Origin of the sequence: Emcibacter nanhaiensis, from assembly GCF_006385175.1 — a bacterium.
GTDB classification, from domain to species: Bacteria; Pseudomonadota; Alphaproteobacteria; order Sphingomonadales; family Emcibacteraceae; genus Emcibacter; species Emcibacter nanhaiensis.
On record NZ_VFIY01000005.1, the window covers coordinates 241,615 to 255,940 of the forward strand.

The following is a 14,326-nucleotide window of genomic DNA, read 5'->3' on the forward strand; positions in this document are numbered from 1 at the left end:
TATATCGGACTTATGATGATGAACTGTGGCCCCAACGTGGCATGACTGAAGACGAATGAAGATTACCTCGAACTCACAATTGTTGGCATCCCTGGGATCCCTGGTTGATACAAACCAGCGGGAGGCCCAGCAGCAGCTTGTGGATCAGCAGCAGCTCAAGGAGCAGCAGGCCCAGGCCCGGCAACAGGTGCGCGAATCCGACCGCCAGGAACAGATTCGCCAGAACCGGGAAGCGCTGAAGAAATCCCAAGAAGAACTCAGGGCCCGCAATCTGGACAAGCTGAGGCAAAGCCTTCCCGCTGAAGGCGAGGCGCAGGGGGGCCGATCTTCGGTTAACCTGAACCTGCGCGAGAGTGTCGGCGGTAGCAGCGGCCAGCCGGCCTTTGAACGCCTCGGCCAGATTGTTGATATCAAAATCTGAGCCTGATATCCTGTGGCATGCCCTTTGAAAACCAGCCATCGCAGAATCATTCCTTCACCCTGAAGGTCCCTGACGGGGACAATCGGGAACGGCATGTCTGCGACAATTGTGAATTCGTCTATTACATCAATCCCAAAATTGTGGTTGGCTCGGTGGTAACCTGGCGGGAGACGCCGGATGCCGAAGAGCAATTTCTGCTGTGCAAGCGCGCCATTGAACCGCGCAAGGGCTACTGGACCATCCCGGCCGGCTTCATGGAACAGAATGAAACCACCGAAGAAGGCGCTGCGCGGGAGGCCCGTGAGGAAGCCTGCGCCGAGATTGAGATTCGGGCACTGCTGGCGGTTTATAATATTCCGCGCATTTCCCAGGTGCAGATGATGCATGTGGCCCGGCTCCGGGAGAAGAAATTCGCCGCCGGTGAGGAAAGCCTGGAGGTGAAACTGTTCAAATGGGATGACATTCCCTGGGACGAGATCGCTTTTCCCAGCGTCCACTGGGCGCTCAATCAGTATCGGGAAATCCATGACAGGCAAGTGTTTGCCCCGTTCGGCAATCCGCCCGGAACCGAAAAACTAGTCCGCTGAATTCTGGTCGGTTTCGGCGTCCGCTTCCGGTTCGCCCATCTGGTATTTCATGATCAGCGGCAGCTGGGCCAGGGCGAAAACGAAGCTCAGCGGCATGAACAGCCACAGCTTGGCGGCGATCCAGGTATCGGTGTCGTAATTGCGCCAGACATATTCGTTGAGCAGGGCGCAGAAGACAAAGAACAGGCCCCAGCGGAAATTCATCTTGTGCCAGGCGATATCTTCCATCGGCGGAAAGCCGGCCTCCATCACATTGCGGATGAAGGGTTTTTTGAGGGCCGTGCCAAGAAGCAGGGTCACGGCAAACATGCTGTAGAGGATGGTCGGCTTGAGCTTGATAAACGTTTCGTCTTCGAAATAAATAGTCGCGCTGCCGAAGATCACCACCAGACCGACGGAAATCCACATCATCAGGGAAATTTCCTTGAGCAGGACCTTGGCGGCGATCATGGCAATGATCATCACCACCATGAAAATAGCAGTGGCGTTGAATATGCCCACTTGGGCGTTGGCGACGAAAAAGATCACCAATGGCCCGGCTTCGATCAGCAACTTATAGAGTTGATTCATGCTTTTCTTCCCAGACTAGCTTTCAAGCCCGACCAGCATACGGGAAAATTCATCCGCGTTGAAGGGCTGAAGGTCATCGATGCTCTCGCCGACGCCGATCGCATGAATCGGCAGGGCGAACTTCTCGGCACAGGCGACCAGCACGCCGCCGCGGGCGGTGCCGTCCAGCTTGGTCATGACCAGGCCGGTGACGTTGGCCACTTTCTGGAACACCTCCGCCTGCATGATGGCGTTCTGGCCGGTGGTGGCGTCCAGCACCAGGATGGTGTCATGGGGCGCAGTTTCGTCATGTTTCTTGATCACCCGGACGATCTTGGCCAGTTCCTCCATCAGGTAATCCTTGTTCTGCAACCGCCCGGCCGTGTCGATCAGCAGCACATCTATATTCTGTTCCTTGGCCTGTTTGACGGCGTCAAAGGCAAGCCCGGCGGCATCGCCGCCCACCTTGCCGGAGATGACCGGCACATTGTTGCGCTCGCCCCAGACCTGCAGCTGCTCGATGGCGGCGGCGCGGAAAGTGTCGCCGGCGGCCAGCATCACGCTCTTGCCGTCATTCTGGAACTGCTTGGCCATTTTACCGATGGTAGTGGTCTTGCCGGAGCCGTTGACTCCCACCATCAGGATCACATGAGGGTGATTGCCGGGATTGATTTCCAGGGGTTTGGCGACGGCTTCGAGGATGCCGGACACTTCTTCGGCCAGCGCGGCCTGCACTTCCTCGGCGCTGATTTCCTTGTCATATTTCTGGGCGCTCAGGCGGTCGCAGACCCGGCGGCTCACTTCCACGCCGAGGTCGGACATGATCAGCAGGTCTTCCAGTTCCTCGAGCGTGGTGGCGTCCAGCCGTTTTTTGTTGAAAATGCTGGAGATGCCGCCGCTGAGGGCGGAGGTGCTGCGTTTCAGGCCGTCTTTCAGGCGGCTGAACCAGCCTTTTTTCGGTTGTTCTTCGCTCATGGACCCCACTTAAATCGGTTCGCAGATCAGGACCCCATCCTGATAGCCGGTTACACGCGCCTTGGCAAGGGTGCCGGACGGCAGGTCGCCCAGTAATCGGGCAGGGGCGAAATGGGCGGTATGGCCGATAACAGAGGCACCGCCGTCGAGGCTTTTTTCCACCAGGATTTCCACTTCCTGGCCGACCTGGCCGGATAGGAAGGCGTCCAATTTCTCCTGGCCCAGCGCGCGCAGCCGTTCGGCCCTCTCCTTGCGCACGGATTTGGGCAGCTGCGGCATTTTCGCTGCCGGGGTGCCTTCGCGCTCCGAATAGGGAAAGACATGCAGGAAAGTGAGGTCGCAATCATTAACCAGACGTAATGAATTTTCGAACATTTCTTCCGTCTCCGTCGGGAAACCGGCGATAATGTCGGCGCCGAAGATGACATCAGGTCGGGCGGCGCGCACCCGCTGGCAGAATTCAATGCTGTCTTCCCGGCTGTGGCGGCGCTTCATGCGCTTCAGAATCATATTGTCGCCGGCCTGCAGGCTCAGGTGCAGGTGCGGCATCATCCGTTCTTCTTCGGTAATCACCTGGAACAGCGCTTCATCGGTCTCGATGCTGTCGATGCTGCTCAGTCTTAACCGTTTCAGATCCGGAACATGTTTCAGGATCTGCTGGCACAGTTTGCCGAGGGTCGGTTTGCCCGGCAGGTCGGGACCATAGGAGGTGATGTCTACCCCGGTGATGATCACTTCCTGGTAGCCGTTTTCCACCAATCGTTTCACCTGCGCAATAACCTCGCCGGCGGGCACCGAGCGGCTGTTGCCGCGGCCATAAGGGATGATGCAGAAGGTGCAGCGATGGTCGCAGCCGTTCTGGACCTGGACAAAGGCCCGGGTGCGTTCCTCGAAGCCGTCGATCAGCTGCGGCGCGGTCTCCTTGACCGCCATAATGTCGTTGACCAGCACCTTTTCGCTGTTGCCGGTGCCGAAATCCATCGCCTGCCAGCTTTTGGCCTGCAGTTTTTCCTGGTTGCCGATCACCCGGTTGACCTCGGCCATGTCGGCGAATTCGGCCGGATTGACCTGGGCGGCGCAACCGGTAACCACGATATTGGCGTCGGGGTTTTCACGCCGGGTGCGGCGGATCGCCTGGCGCGCCTGCCGGGTTGCCTCGGCGGTGACGGCACAGGTGTTGAAGATGAAGGTATTCTCCAGCCCGGCGGATTCGGCATGGCTTTTCATCACTTCCGACTCATAGGTATTGAGCCGGCAGCCAAAGGTGACAATCTGCGGGGTGCGGGAAGAGGTGTCAGCCATCAGCGCCTCTCCCGGTCGTCATGTCCTTCAAGGTTAAAGGGGGCGAAGACATGGCCGGCAAACACATAGGCCACGTCGCCGGTCATCATCACATGGTTGTCCTCGGCCCAGGCCATAACCAGGGTGCCGCCGTCGAGCTCAATGGCGGCAGCGCGCTCCACCAGGCCGCGCCGGCTGGCGGCAACCACGGCGGCGCAGGCGGCGGAGCCGCAGGCCTGGGTGATGCCGGCGCCGCGTTCCCACACCCGGAGGCGCAGGTCGCCGGGACCGCGTTTTTCGACAATGCTGACATTGGCCCGCTCCGGGAACAGTTCGTGAGTTTCGATCTGCGGACCCAGTTCCTCCAGGTCGATCCCGTCGACGCTGTCGACAAAGAAAATGGCATGGGGATTGCCCATGTTGACGGCGACCGGATTGCCGAGGCCGCCAACCACCAGCTCCACAGACTCGGTGTCCATTTCCCGGGCCAGCGGAATCTGGTCCCAGTCCAGGCGCGGTTCGCCCATGTCGACCCGCACCTGCTGGCCATTGCGTTCGGCGTGCAGCAGCCCGGCCAGGGTTTCGATGGTGATCTTGTCGGCGCCGAACTCCTGCAGCATCATGTGGGCGACACAGCGGGTGGCATTGCCGCAGGCGCCGACTTCGCTGCCGTCCGCATTCTGGATGCGCATGAAGACATCGCCGACGTTTGACGGCCACAGGGTAATGACCTGGTCGCAGCCCACCCCCCGATGGCGGTCGGCGACAAAGCGCGCGCCGTCCGGGCTCAGGTCAAAACGGTCCTCGCGGCCGTCGAAGATGACAAAGTCATTGCCGAGGCCGTGCATTTTGACGAAGGGACGCGGGTCCTGTGTGATCTGATTCTGCTGGTTCATACCGCCTTATATGGGGGGGATGGTGAAAAAGTCCACCAAAATCAGCCCCAAATCAGCCAAAGATTATGGGAACCAGCAGGTAACACAGCGGGGAGAGGACCATGATGCCGACCAGGTTGAGGCGGAAGCCGGCGTTGACCATTTCCGGGATCCGCACCTTGCCGGTGGAATAGACCACAGCATTGGGGGCGGTGGCGACCGGCAGCATGAAGGCGCAGCTGCCGGCCAGCGCCGCCGGAACAAACAGCATCATGGGATCGAAATTGCCGGCTGCAGCCAAGGCGCCGAGCACCGGCAGCAGGGTCGCGACGGTGGCGGTGTTGCTGGTCAGTTCGGTGAGGAAAATCACCATGCTGATCAGAACTGCAATCATCAGAAACAGATGCAGGGTCGTCAGGCCGGACATGCTGTTGCCGAGCCACAGGGCGAGGCCGGAGCTGCTGACGGCCGCGGCCAGGCTCAGCCCGCCGCCGAACAGCAACAGCACACCCCAGGGAATCTTGATGGCGGTGTCCCAGTCCAAGAGGGCGGTGCCCTTTTCCGTGCGGCAGCCGGACGGGATCACAAACATGAGGACGGCGCCGATCACGGCGATCAGGCTGTCGTTGAGCCAGGGCAGGATTCCCAGCTCATCCTGCAGGAATTTGCGGCTGACCCAGAAGAATGCCACCAGGGCAAAGGTGAAGGACAGGCGTTTTTCCGGTGTGCTGAGCGGTCCCATGCTGGCCAGTTCCTGGCGGAAAATATCCTCGGCCGCCGGCAGGTCCTGCAGGTCGAAGGGATAGGCCCACTTGGTCAGCACCAGCCACACCACCGGCACCATGACAATCACAGTGGGGATGCCGAACATCATCCATTTCAGGAAACTGATTTCCACGCCGTAATTCTGCGACATGAAGCTCACCACAAACAGGTTGGGCGGGGTGCCGATCATGGTGCCCAATCCGCCGACGCTGGCGGAATAGGCAATGCCCAGGATCAGGCACAGGACAAAACCGCGGTGGTGCCGGGTTGTATCGTGAATCAGTTCGGAGGACAGCGACAGGGCGATCGGGATCATCATGATGGCGCTGGCGGTATTGCTGATCCACATGCTGATCAGCGCCGTGGCGGCCATGAAACCGGCAATGATGGCGCCGGGGTGGCTGCCGGCCCGGATCAGGATATGCAGTGCCAGCCGGCGATGCAGGTTCCAGCGCGCGAGCCCGGTGGCGATGATAAATCCGCCCATCAGCAGGAAAATGGTCGGTCTTGCGTAGGGCGCCGCGGCCTCGGACATGCCGGCCACGCCCAGTGCCGGCATCAGCACCAGCGGCATCAGCGAGGTAATGGGCACCGGCAGGGCTTCGGTCGCCCACCAGGTGGCCATCAGGGCGGCGATGCCGACCATCTTCCAGGCCAGGTCGGGCATGCTTTCGGGCGCCGGCACGATCAGCACCAGCGCCAGGAAGGCGACGCCAAGCAGCAGATTGAAAACCCTGATGGTCAAGGATCAGTCCGTCAGTTCATATGCAGGACGATGCCGACGGAAATCCTCTGCTCGGACGGGTCGAAGGTGAACTGGTCGACGCCTTGGGTAATGGTCAGACTGCCATATTCCGCGCGGGTATATTCAACGCGCAGGGCGATATCCTCGATGAGGCCGATTTCCAGGCCGCCGCCGTAACGGAATCCGTTCAGGCGGTCACCTTCGGCGCTGTCAAAACCGCGGGGATTGAATTTGGTTGCCGCATAGCCGCCCAGGCCGTAAATCAGGAAGCGCTCACCAACCGGGAAGCCGACCCGGCCGTTGATATCGAAGCTGTTGGAGGCCTTGACCCCAAAGGAACTGGTGCCGTCAGTGGCGTCAGAAGCGCCGCCGGAAATACCCCAGCCGGCTTCCAGACTGGTATAGACCGGACCGAAGCTGAGGCCGTATCCGCCATAAAAGCCGCCGGCAAAGCCATTGCCGGAGTCCTCGCCGGTTACGCCGTTGAAGGTACTGTCGTCATCACCGGTGATCTGCTCATACGCCGTGTTGGCGGTTTCCTTGTAATAATCTGCCCGCAGGCCGATGAAGAAGCCGTCGAACGGCGTGCCGTCCATACCGGCCTGTGCGGGGGAGGACAGCAGCGGGGTTGTCGCGGCAATACCGGCAATGACGAGAAGCTTTTTGAAAAAGTCAGACATACTTAATTCCATTTCCCTCTGTTTCTTTATACGTGCAGGATCACAGTCAGACAGCCCCCTGCGGCGGAATTGTGTCCATATTACATTTTTTTGCCGATCATGAAACAGGAAGTTGCGCGATCCGGCAGTTAAGACTTGACTCTTGCGATCAAAGCCCATAGTTTCCGCCCATTCCGAAAGGATGAAAGATAAATAGTGTCCCCCCGACGGACGTGCGGGATACCCACCAGTCAGCGAGGTTTCGCCCACTGGTGCGATTTTACTTTGTGGAAAAGGTTATGTTTGACAGCTTAAGCGACAAGCTCGGCGGCATATTTGACAAGCTGAAAAGAAGCGGTGCCCTCAAGGAGGCGGACGTCAGTGCCGCCCTGCGTGAAGTGCGCATCGCCCTGCTCGAAGCTGACGTGGCCCTGCCGGTGGTCAAGGACTTTGTGGAAAAGGTCCGGGAAAAAGCTGTCGGCCAGGAAGTTCTGAAATCGGTCACCCCCGGCCAGATGGTCATCAAGATTGTCAATGACAACCTGGTGGAAATGCTGGGCGGCGAGGGCAAGACCATCGACCTGGCGGCCGCTGCCCCGGTGCCGATCCTGATGGTCGGCCTGCAGGGCTCCGGTAAAACCACCTCCACAGCCAAGATCGCGAAACGGCTGCAGGAAAAGGAAAAGAAAAAAGTCCTGATGGCGTCGCTTGACGTGCGTCGTCCGGCGGCCATGGAACAGCTGCAGATCCTCGGCGAACAGACCGGTGTGGCGACCCTGCCGATCATTGCCGGCCAGATGCCGGTGGATATCGCCAAGCGGGCCATGACCGCGGCCAAGCTGCAGGGCTTTGATGTGGTCATGCTGGATACCGCCGGCCGCCTGCATGTGGACCAGAGCCTGATGGCCGAGGTGGTCGCTATCCGCAATGCGGTGAATCCCCATGAAACCCTGCTGGTTGCCGATGCGCTGACCGGCCAGGATGCGGTCAATGTGGCCCAGCAGTTCAGCGACCAGGTCGGCCTGACCGGCGTGGTGCTGACCCGTATGGACGGTGACGGCCGCGGCGGGGCGGCGCTCAGCATGCGGGCCGTAACCGGCAAACCGATCAAGCTGGTCGGTGTCGGGGAAAAGATCGACGATCTGGAAGAATTCCATCCGGAACGCGTCGCCTCCCGAATCCTCGGCATGGGCGATGTGGTGTCCCTGGTGGAAAAAGCAGCCGAGACCATCGAGGCGGAAGAAGCCGAGAAGATGGTCCGCAAGATGAAAAAGGGCCAGTTTGACTTCGACGACCTGCGCTCCCAGCTGCGCCAGATGAAAAAACTGGGCGGCATGTCCGGGGTGCTCGGCATGCTGCCGGGCCTCGGCAAAATGCAGAAGCAGATGGCCAGTGCCAATATCGATGACAAGCTGCTGGCGCGCCAGGAAGCCATCATCAACAGCATGACGCCGAAGGAGCGGGCCGAGCCGCGCCTGCTGAATGCGTCGCGCAAGAAAAGAATTGCCGCCGGTGCCGGCGTTTCCGTGCAGGAGATCAACAAGCTGGTCAAAATGCAGAAACAGATGGCCACGGTAATGAAGAAAATGGGCAAGATGGGCAAAAAAGGCGGGGGCCTGCCCCTGCCCGGCCAGCTTCCCCCGGGTATGGAGAATCTGCTTCCGAAGTAGGTCTCTGGCCAAAGTAAAAAACAAGCGGCCCGGCCGCTGAAACGTAATTTTTGAATTGAAGTAAATAAGAAAGGAAGACATCAATGTCTTTGAAAATTCGCCTGGCACGCGGTGGTGCCAAAAAACGTCCTTACTACCGTATCGTGGTTGCGGATTCCCGCTCTCCCCGTGATGGTAAATTCATCGAAAAAGTCGGCACCTACAACCCGCTGCTGCCGAAAGACAGCGATCAGCGCGTGTCTCTGGTGACCGAGCGCGTGACCTACTGGCTGGGCCAGGGCGCACAGCCGACTGACCGTGTGCTCCGTTTCCTGGATGCCGAAGGTCTTATGAAGCGCGAAGCCCGTAACAACCCGAACAAAGCGAAACCGGGCCAGAAAGCTCTGGATCGCATCGAAGAGAAAAAAGAGAAAGAGGAAGCTGCAGCTGCTGCTGCCGCTGAGGCCGCTGAAGCAGAAGCTGCTGCCGCCGCTGAAGCTGAAGAAGCTCCCGCCGAGGAAGCTGCTGCAGAGGAAGCTCCGGCTGAAGAGGCTGCCGCTGAAGAAGCTGCAGAGGAAGAAGCCAAGTCTGAATAAGGCCTGGCGGGTAAGGCATGTCTGACCGGTCTTCCCATAAACCTTCCCGGGGCGCCGAGGCGGCCATCGGACCTGAATGGGTCTGTATTGCCGCCATCACCGGGGCCCAGGGGGTGCGCGGAAATGTCCGGCTCAAGGTCTTTACCGAGGATCTGGCTTCCGTTGCCGATTATGGCCCGGTGACCCTTTTCACCGAGGAACATCCCCGGGGCGAAAAGCATAAGATCCAGCTTCTGCACAGCATCAAGGGCGGCATTGCCGCCCGGCTGGAGGGGGTGAAGGACCGGGACCGGGCCCTCGCCCTCAAAGGGCAGAAGATCTATGTGGAGAAAGGCTCTCTGCCGGATCTGGAAGAGGACGACAGTTTCTATTATGAGGATCTGGTCGGCCTCACGGCCCGGGATGAAACCGGCGCGCCTTTCGGCACCGTGAAAGCGGTGTTTAACTTCGGCGCCGGCGACCTGCTGGAAGTGGCGCTGGATCCGGCGGTGAACGACGGCAGAAAGGACAAGGTCCTTTATCCCTTTTCCGGGGAATTTGTGCCGGAAGTGAATGTTGAAGAAGGCTATGTGGTGGTCGACCGCGAGGCCTTCGGCGACCGGGAAGAGTGACCGGTCCCAAGTGGAAAGAGAGAGGTGAGGCATGACAGAGCCCCTGTGGCAGGCGCAGATCCTGACCCTCTATCCGGAAATGTTTCCGGGACCGCTTGGCCATTCGCTGGCGGGCAAGGCGCTGGATCAGGGACTGTGGCGCCTGGATGTCTCGCAGATCCGCGACCATGCCCATGACAAGCACCATACGGTGGACGATACGCCGGCAGGCGGCGGTCCGGGCATGGTGATGCGGGCCGATGTGCTGGGCGAGGCGGTAGATGCCGCGCTGGCCGACCGGCCGAAGGATATCAGAGAGGAAGACTGGCCGCTGGTCTATCTTTCTCCCCGCGGGCGGGTGCTGGACCAGGAGCTGGTGCAGGAGTTCGCCGGCAAAAAGGGAATCACCCTGCTGTGTGGCCGCTTTGAAGGCATTGACGAGCGGGTGCTGGAGGCACGCAATATCATGGAGGTGAGCCTCGGTGATTTTGTGCTGTCCGGCGGCGAAGTGGCGGCGCTGGCGTTGATGGATGCCGTGGTTCGCCTGATTCCCGGGGTGATCGGGCAGCCGGATACTCTGGCGGAAGAGAGCTTTGAGGCCGGATTGCTTGAATATCCGCACTATACCAGGCCCCGGGTCTGGGAAGGGCGGGAGATCCCGGAAGTATTGCAATCCGGGCATCATGGACGGATCAAGGCCTGGCGCCAGGAACAGTCAGAACGGCTGACCCGGGAAAGAAGGCCAGATCTTTGGAAAGAATATTTGCACCGCAGCGGAAAGAATGATATGGACCCTGCGGAAGACGATTGATCGGGATTCTTGATCCCACTTAAATGATCTCCGAATGTTCCGAATGAAAAGTGTCTCGGAACCTCTGGGGGGCAAGTTTTGGAAGAAGAAAATGAATATCGTAGAAAAGTTCGAAAAAGACCAGATCGCCAAGCTGACCGAAGGCAAGCAGGTGCCGGAATTTGCACCGGGCGATACCGTGAAAGTGAACGTGAAAGTGGTTGAAGGCAACCGCGAGCGTATCCAGGCCTATGAAGGCGTCTGCATCGCCCGTTCCAACCGCGGCCTGAACTCCTCCTTTACCGTACGTAAAATTTCCTACGGCGAAGGTGTTGAGCGTATTTTCCCGCTGTATTCCCCCAATGTGGACAGCATCGAAGTTGTGCGTCGTGGTAAAGTTCGTCGTGCGAAGCTTTATTACCTGCGCGGCCTGCGTGGTAAGAAAGCCCGTATTGCCGAGAAAAAAGACTGGCTTTCCAAGAAGCCGGGCGCCGACGCGTAACCAGATCATCTGAATATGATTTCGGGGCTGCGTCAAAAGAGCCCCAGACAAGCGGGGTTCGATTTTCGGACCCCGCTTTTTAATTGCCCGATTTTATACAATATTGCCGCCGGACAGCTGAATTGGGCCCGGAACCAAATTCTGGAGAACAGGTAAAAATGGCCAAGACACTTTATGACAAGCTTTGGGAAAGCCATCTGGTAGATCAGCAGGAAGACGGAAACTGCCTGGTCTATATCGATCGCCAGATCATCCACGAGGTGACCAGCCCGCAGGCCTTTGAAGGGCTGCGTATGGCTGGCCGCAAGCTGCGTCGACCCGACGCCATGATTGCCGTGCCGGACCATAACGTGCCGACAACCGCCGACCGGGCCACTGCGAAAAATGAAGAACAGTCAGCGATCCAGCTGGCAGCGCTTGAGAAAAACTGTGCCGAGTTCGGGGTCAACTATATCCCGATGACCGATATCCGCCAGGGCATCGTCCATGTGATCGGCCCGGAACAGGGCTTTACCCTGCCGGGCACCACCGTGGTCTGCGGCGACAGCCATACCGCGACCCACGGGGCGTTCGGGGCGCTGGCGTTCGGCATCGGCACCAGTGAAGTTGAACATGTGATGGCAACCCAGACGCTGATCCTGCGCAAGTCGAAAAACCTGCGCATCGATGTGTCCGGCAAACTGGGCGCCGGGGTCACCGCCAAGGATGTGGCGCTGGCCGTGATTGGTAAAATCGGCACTGCCGGCGGTACCGGCCATGTGATCGAGTTCACCGGGTCCGTGATCGAGAACCTGACCATGGAAGGGCGCATGACCCTGTGCAACATGGCCATTGAGGCCGGGGCCCGTTCCGGCCTGGTGGCGCCGGATGAGAAAACTTTCGACTATGTCAAGGGCCGGACCTATGCCCCCAAGGGCGCCGCGTTCGAGCAGGCGGTGGCCTACTGGAAAACCCTCAAGACCGACGACGGCGCGACCTATGACAAGGAAGTTTTCCTGAACGGTGAAGAGATCGAACCGCAGGTCACCTGGGGCACCAGCCCGCAGGATGAGTTGCCGATCAGCGGCGTGGTCCCCAACCCCGCCGATGCGGAAGGCGAGCGCAAGGCGGCCATGGAGCGGGCACTGGAGTATATGGGTCTTGAACCGGGTACGCCGCTGGAAGACATCAAGGTGGACCGGGTCTTTATCGGCTCCTGCACCAACAGCCGGATCGAGGACATCCGCGCGGCCGCTGAAATCGTCAAGGGCCACAAGGTGGCTGACAGTGTGAGCGCGATGGTGGTGCCGGGCTCCGGCCTGGTCAAGCACCAGGCGGAAGAAGAAGGCCTGGACCGGATCTTCATTGACGCCGGCTTTGAATGGCGCGAACCGGGCTGTTCCATGTGTCTCGGCATGAATGCCGATCATCTGGAGCCCTATGAACGTTGTGCGTCCACCTCCAACCGGAACTTTGAGGGCCGCCAGGGCTACAAGGGCCGCACCCATCTGCTGAGCCCGGCCATGGCGGCGGCGGCCGCGATCACCGGCCATCTGACCGATGTACGGAAATTGTAAGAGGAGCGAGGACAATGGATAAATTTACCAAAATCACCAGCGTTGCGGCTCCCCTGCCGATGATCAATGTGGATACGGACATGATTGTCCCCAAGCAGTATCTGAAAACCATCAAGCGCACCGGGCTTGGCAAGATTGCCTTTGCCGAAATGCGCTATAATGAAGACGGCAGCGAAAACCCGGACTTTGTGCTCAACAAGCCGGCCTACCGCAACGCCCAGATCCTGATCGCCGGGGACAATTTCGGGTGCGGCTCCAGCCGCGAGCATGCCCCCTGGGCGCTGTTGGACCAGGGCATCCGTGTGATCATTGCGCCGAGCTTTGCCGATATTTTTTACGGCAACTGCTTCAAGAACGGCATCCTGCCCATCAAGCTGCCGCAGGAAATTGTCGATAAGCTGATGGAGGACGCAGAGCGCGGCGCCAACGCCATTGTCACGGTTGATCTGGAAACCCAGGAAATTACCGGACCTGATGGCGGTACGGTAAAGTTCGAGGTGGATGCCTTCCGGCGTCATTGCCTGCTGAACGGCCTGGATGATATCGGCCTGACCCTTGAAAAATCAGACAAGATCGACAAGTTTGAAGCACAGCAAAAAGCCTCCCAGCCGTGGCTTTACAGCGCGTAAGCGGAAACCGAGGAAAGTATAAACGTTATGAGCAAAACCCACTCCCTTCTTATTCTGCCCGGTGACGGTATCGGCCCGGAAATCATGGCGCAGGCCCGCAGGATTATCGACTGGCTGGCGGATAACCGTGGCCTGGAGTTTGATATTTCCGAAGACCTGGTGGGTGGCTGCGCCTATGACGCCCACGGGGTGCCGCTGGCCGATGAGACGCTGGCCAAAGCCAGGGAAGTGGATGCGGTTCTGCTGGGCGCCGTCGGCGGCCCCAAATGGACCGGCGTCGATTACGACAGGCGTCCGGAAGCCGGCCTGTTGAAAATCCGCAAGGAACTTGAGCTGTTTGCCAATCTGCGTCCGGCCATGTGTTTCGAGCCGCTGGTGGATGCGTCCAGCCTCAAGCCGGAACTGGTCAGCGGCCTGGATATCATGATTGTCCGCGAACTGGTCGGCGGGATCTACTTTGGCGAGCCGCGCGGCATTGAAACCCTGCCCAGCGGCGAACGCCGCGGGGTCAACACCCAGGTGTATACCACCAGCGAAATTCACCGCATCGCCCATGTGGCCTTTGACCTGGCGGGCAAGCGGCGCGGCAAGGTGACCAGTGCGGAAAAATGCAACGTGATGGAAAGCGGCCTGCTGTGGCGCGAAGAAGTTGAAGTGGTGTCCAAAGACTATCCCAATGTGGAACTGGAACATATGCTGGCCGATAACTGCGGTATGCAGCTGGTGCGCGCGCCCAAGCAGTTTGACGTGATCGTCACGGACAACCTGTTCGGCGACCTGCTCAGCGACGTCGCCGCCATGCTGACCGGTTCGCTCGGCATGCTGCCCTCGGCCTCTCTCGGGGTCAAGGGCGGCGGCGCCATGTATGAACCGGTGCACGGTTCTGCCCCGGATATTGCCGGCCAGGGGATCGCCAATCCCATTGCCACCATTCTCAGCCTGGCCATGGCCCTGCGCTATACCTTTGAGCTCGGCGAGGAAGCCGATCTTGTGGAAAATGCCGTGAACGCCGTCCTGGAAGGCGGCATGCGCACGGCAGATATCATGCAGCCGGGCAAGGCCAAGGTGTCCACCAGTGTGATGGGGGACGCCATTCTGCGTGAAATGGAAAAACTCAACGGTTAAGTGCCGACCGAAAAAGAAATTATTGTAAACTC

Annotated in this window: 16 protein-coding genes; 10 read left to right on the forward strand and 6 right to left on the reverse strand. The window is 59.5% G+C overall.

Annotated features, from left to right (window positions below; genetic code table 11):
• Positions 1 to 55: 55 nt before the first annotated feature.
• Complete coding sequence (locus tag FIV46_RS05060; RefSeq protein WP_139939046.1) at positions 56 to 421, forward strand: hypothetical protein; 366 nt, start codon at positions 56 to 58, stop codon at positions 419 to 421.
• A gap of 17 nt (positions 422 to 438) precedes the next feature.
• Positions 439 to 1,008, forward strand: a complete 570-nt coding sequence (locus FIV46_RS05065) for an NUDIX hydrolase (RefSeq protein ID WP_139939049.1) — start codon at positions 439 to 441, stop codon at positions 1,006 to 1,008.
• Here the strand turns inward: FIV46_RS05065 and FIV46_RS05070 are convergent.
• From FIV46_RS05070 to FIV46_RS05095, 6 genes are read right to left on the reverse strand one after another with little or no spacing between them, the layout of a single operon-like run.
• On the reverse strand, positions 997 to 1,578 hold the full coding sequence (locus tag FIV46_RS05070) for a septation protein A (RefSeq protein WP_139939051.1): 582 nt from the start codon (positions 1,576 to 1,578) through the stop codon (positions 997 to 999). The two genes, FIV46_RS05065 and FIV46_RS05070, sit on opposite strands and share 12 nt — an antisense overlap.
• 15 nt (positions 1,579 to 1,593) lie before the next feature.
• Positions 1,594 to 2,532 carry a signal recognition particle-docking protein FtsY gene (gene ftsY, locus FIV46_RS05075; RefSeq protein ID WP_139939053.1) on the reverse strand — a complete coding sequence of 313 codons (939 nt, stop codon included), beginning with the start codon at positions 2,530 to 2,532 and terminating at the stop codon, positions 1,594 to 1,596.
• A 9-nt stretch (positions 2,533 to 2,541) separates the two neighbouring features.
• A complete protein-coding gene (gene mtaB / locus FIV46_RS05080) occupies positions 2,542 to 3,834 on the reverse strand; it encodes a tRNA (N(6)-L-threonylcarbamoyladenosine(37)-C(2))-methylthiotransferase MtaB (protein WP_139939055.1) in 1,293 nt (430 codons plus the stop codon).
• On the reverse strand, positions 3,834 to 4,709 hold the full coding sequence (gene dapF / locus FIV46_RS05085; protein ID WP_219845894.1) for a diaminopimelate epimerase: 876 nt from the start codon (positions 4,707 to 4,709) through the stop codon (positions 3,834 to 3,836). Before dapF ends, mtaB begins: the two co-directional genes overlap by 1 nt.
• Positions 4,710 to 4,761: 52 nt before the next feature.
• Positions 4,762 to 6,198, reverse strand: coding sequence for an SLC13 family permease (locus tag FIV46_RS05090; RefSeq protein ID WP_139939057.1), 1,437 nt, complete (start codon positions 6,196 to 6,198; stop codon positions 4,762 to 4,764).
• Positions 6,199 to 6,209: 11 nt separating this feature from the next.
• On the reverse strand, positions 6,210 to 6,878 hold the full coding sequence (locus FIV46_RS05095) for an outer membrane protein (protein ID WP_181163061.1): 669 nt from the start codon (positions 6,876 to 6,878) through the stop codon (positions 6,210 to 6,212).
• A 278-nt stretch (positions 6,879 to 7,156) separates the two neighbouring features.
• Between FIV46_RS05095 and ffh the strand changes: the two genes are divergently transcribed.
• From ffh to leuB, 8 genes are all read left to right on the forward strand, one after another.
• On the forward strand, positions 7,157 to 8,527 hold the full coding sequence (gene ffh, locus FIV46_RS05100) for a signal recognition particle protein (RefSeq protein ID WP_139939061.1): 1,371 nt from the start codon (positions 7,157 to 7,159) through the stop codon (positions 8,525 to 8,527).
• A gap of 83 nt (positions 8,528 to 8,610) precedes the next feature.
• Positions 8,611 to 9,102, forward strand: coding sequence for a 30S ribosomal protein S16 (gene rpsP / locus FIV46_RS18385; RefSeq protein ID WP_139939063.1), 492 nt, complete (start codon positions 8,611 to 8,613; stop codon positions 9,100 to 9,102).
• Between the two features lie 17 nt (positions 9,103 to 9,119).
• A complete protein-coding gene (gene rimM / locus FIV46_RS05110) occupies positions 9,120 to 9,713 on the forward strand; it encodes a ribosome maturation factor RimM (RefSeq protein WP_139939065.1) in 594 nt (197 codons plus the stop codon).
• Between the two features lie 31 nt (positions 9,714 to 9,744).
• Positions 9,745 to 10,503, forward strand: a complete 759-nt coding sequence (gene trmD / locus FIV46_RS05115) for a tRNA (guanosine(37)-N1)-methyltransferase TrmD (RefSeq protein WP_139939067.1) — start codon at positions 9,745 to 9,747, stop codon at positions 10,501 to 10,503.
• A 91-nt stretch (positions 10,504 to 10,594) separates the two neighbouring features.
• Complete coding sequence (rplS, locus tag FIV46_RS05120) at positions 10,595 to 10,984, forward strand: 50S ribosomal protein L19 (protein ID WP_139939069.1); 390 nt, start codon at positions 10,595 to 10,597, stop codon at positions 10,982 to 10,984.
• Positions 10,985 to 11,142: 158 nt separating this feature from the next.
• A complete protein-coding gene (leuC, locus tag FIV46_RS05125) occupies positions 11,143 to 12,540 on the forward strand; it encodes a 3-isopropylmalate dehydratase large subunit (protein WP_139939071.1) in 1,398 nt (465 codons plus the stop codon).
• 14 nt (positions 12,541 to 12,554) lie between these two features.
• Positions 12,555 to 13,169 carry a 3-isopropylmalate dehydratase small subunit gene (gene leuD / locus FIV46_RS05130; protein WP_139939073.1) on the forward strand — a complete coding sequence of 205 codons (615 nt, stop codon included), beginning with the start codon at positions 12,555 to 12,557 and terminating at the stop codon, positions 13,167 to 13,169.
• Between the two features lie 27 nt (positions 13,170 to 13,196).
• A complete protein-coding gene (leuB, locus tag FIV46_RS05135) occupies positions 13,197 to 14,294 on the forward strand; it encodes a 3-isopropylmalate dehydrogenase (RefSeq protein ID WP_139939075.1) in 1,098 nt (365 codons plus the stop codon).
• The last annotated feature ends 32 nt before the right edge of the window (positions 14,295 to 14,326 follow it).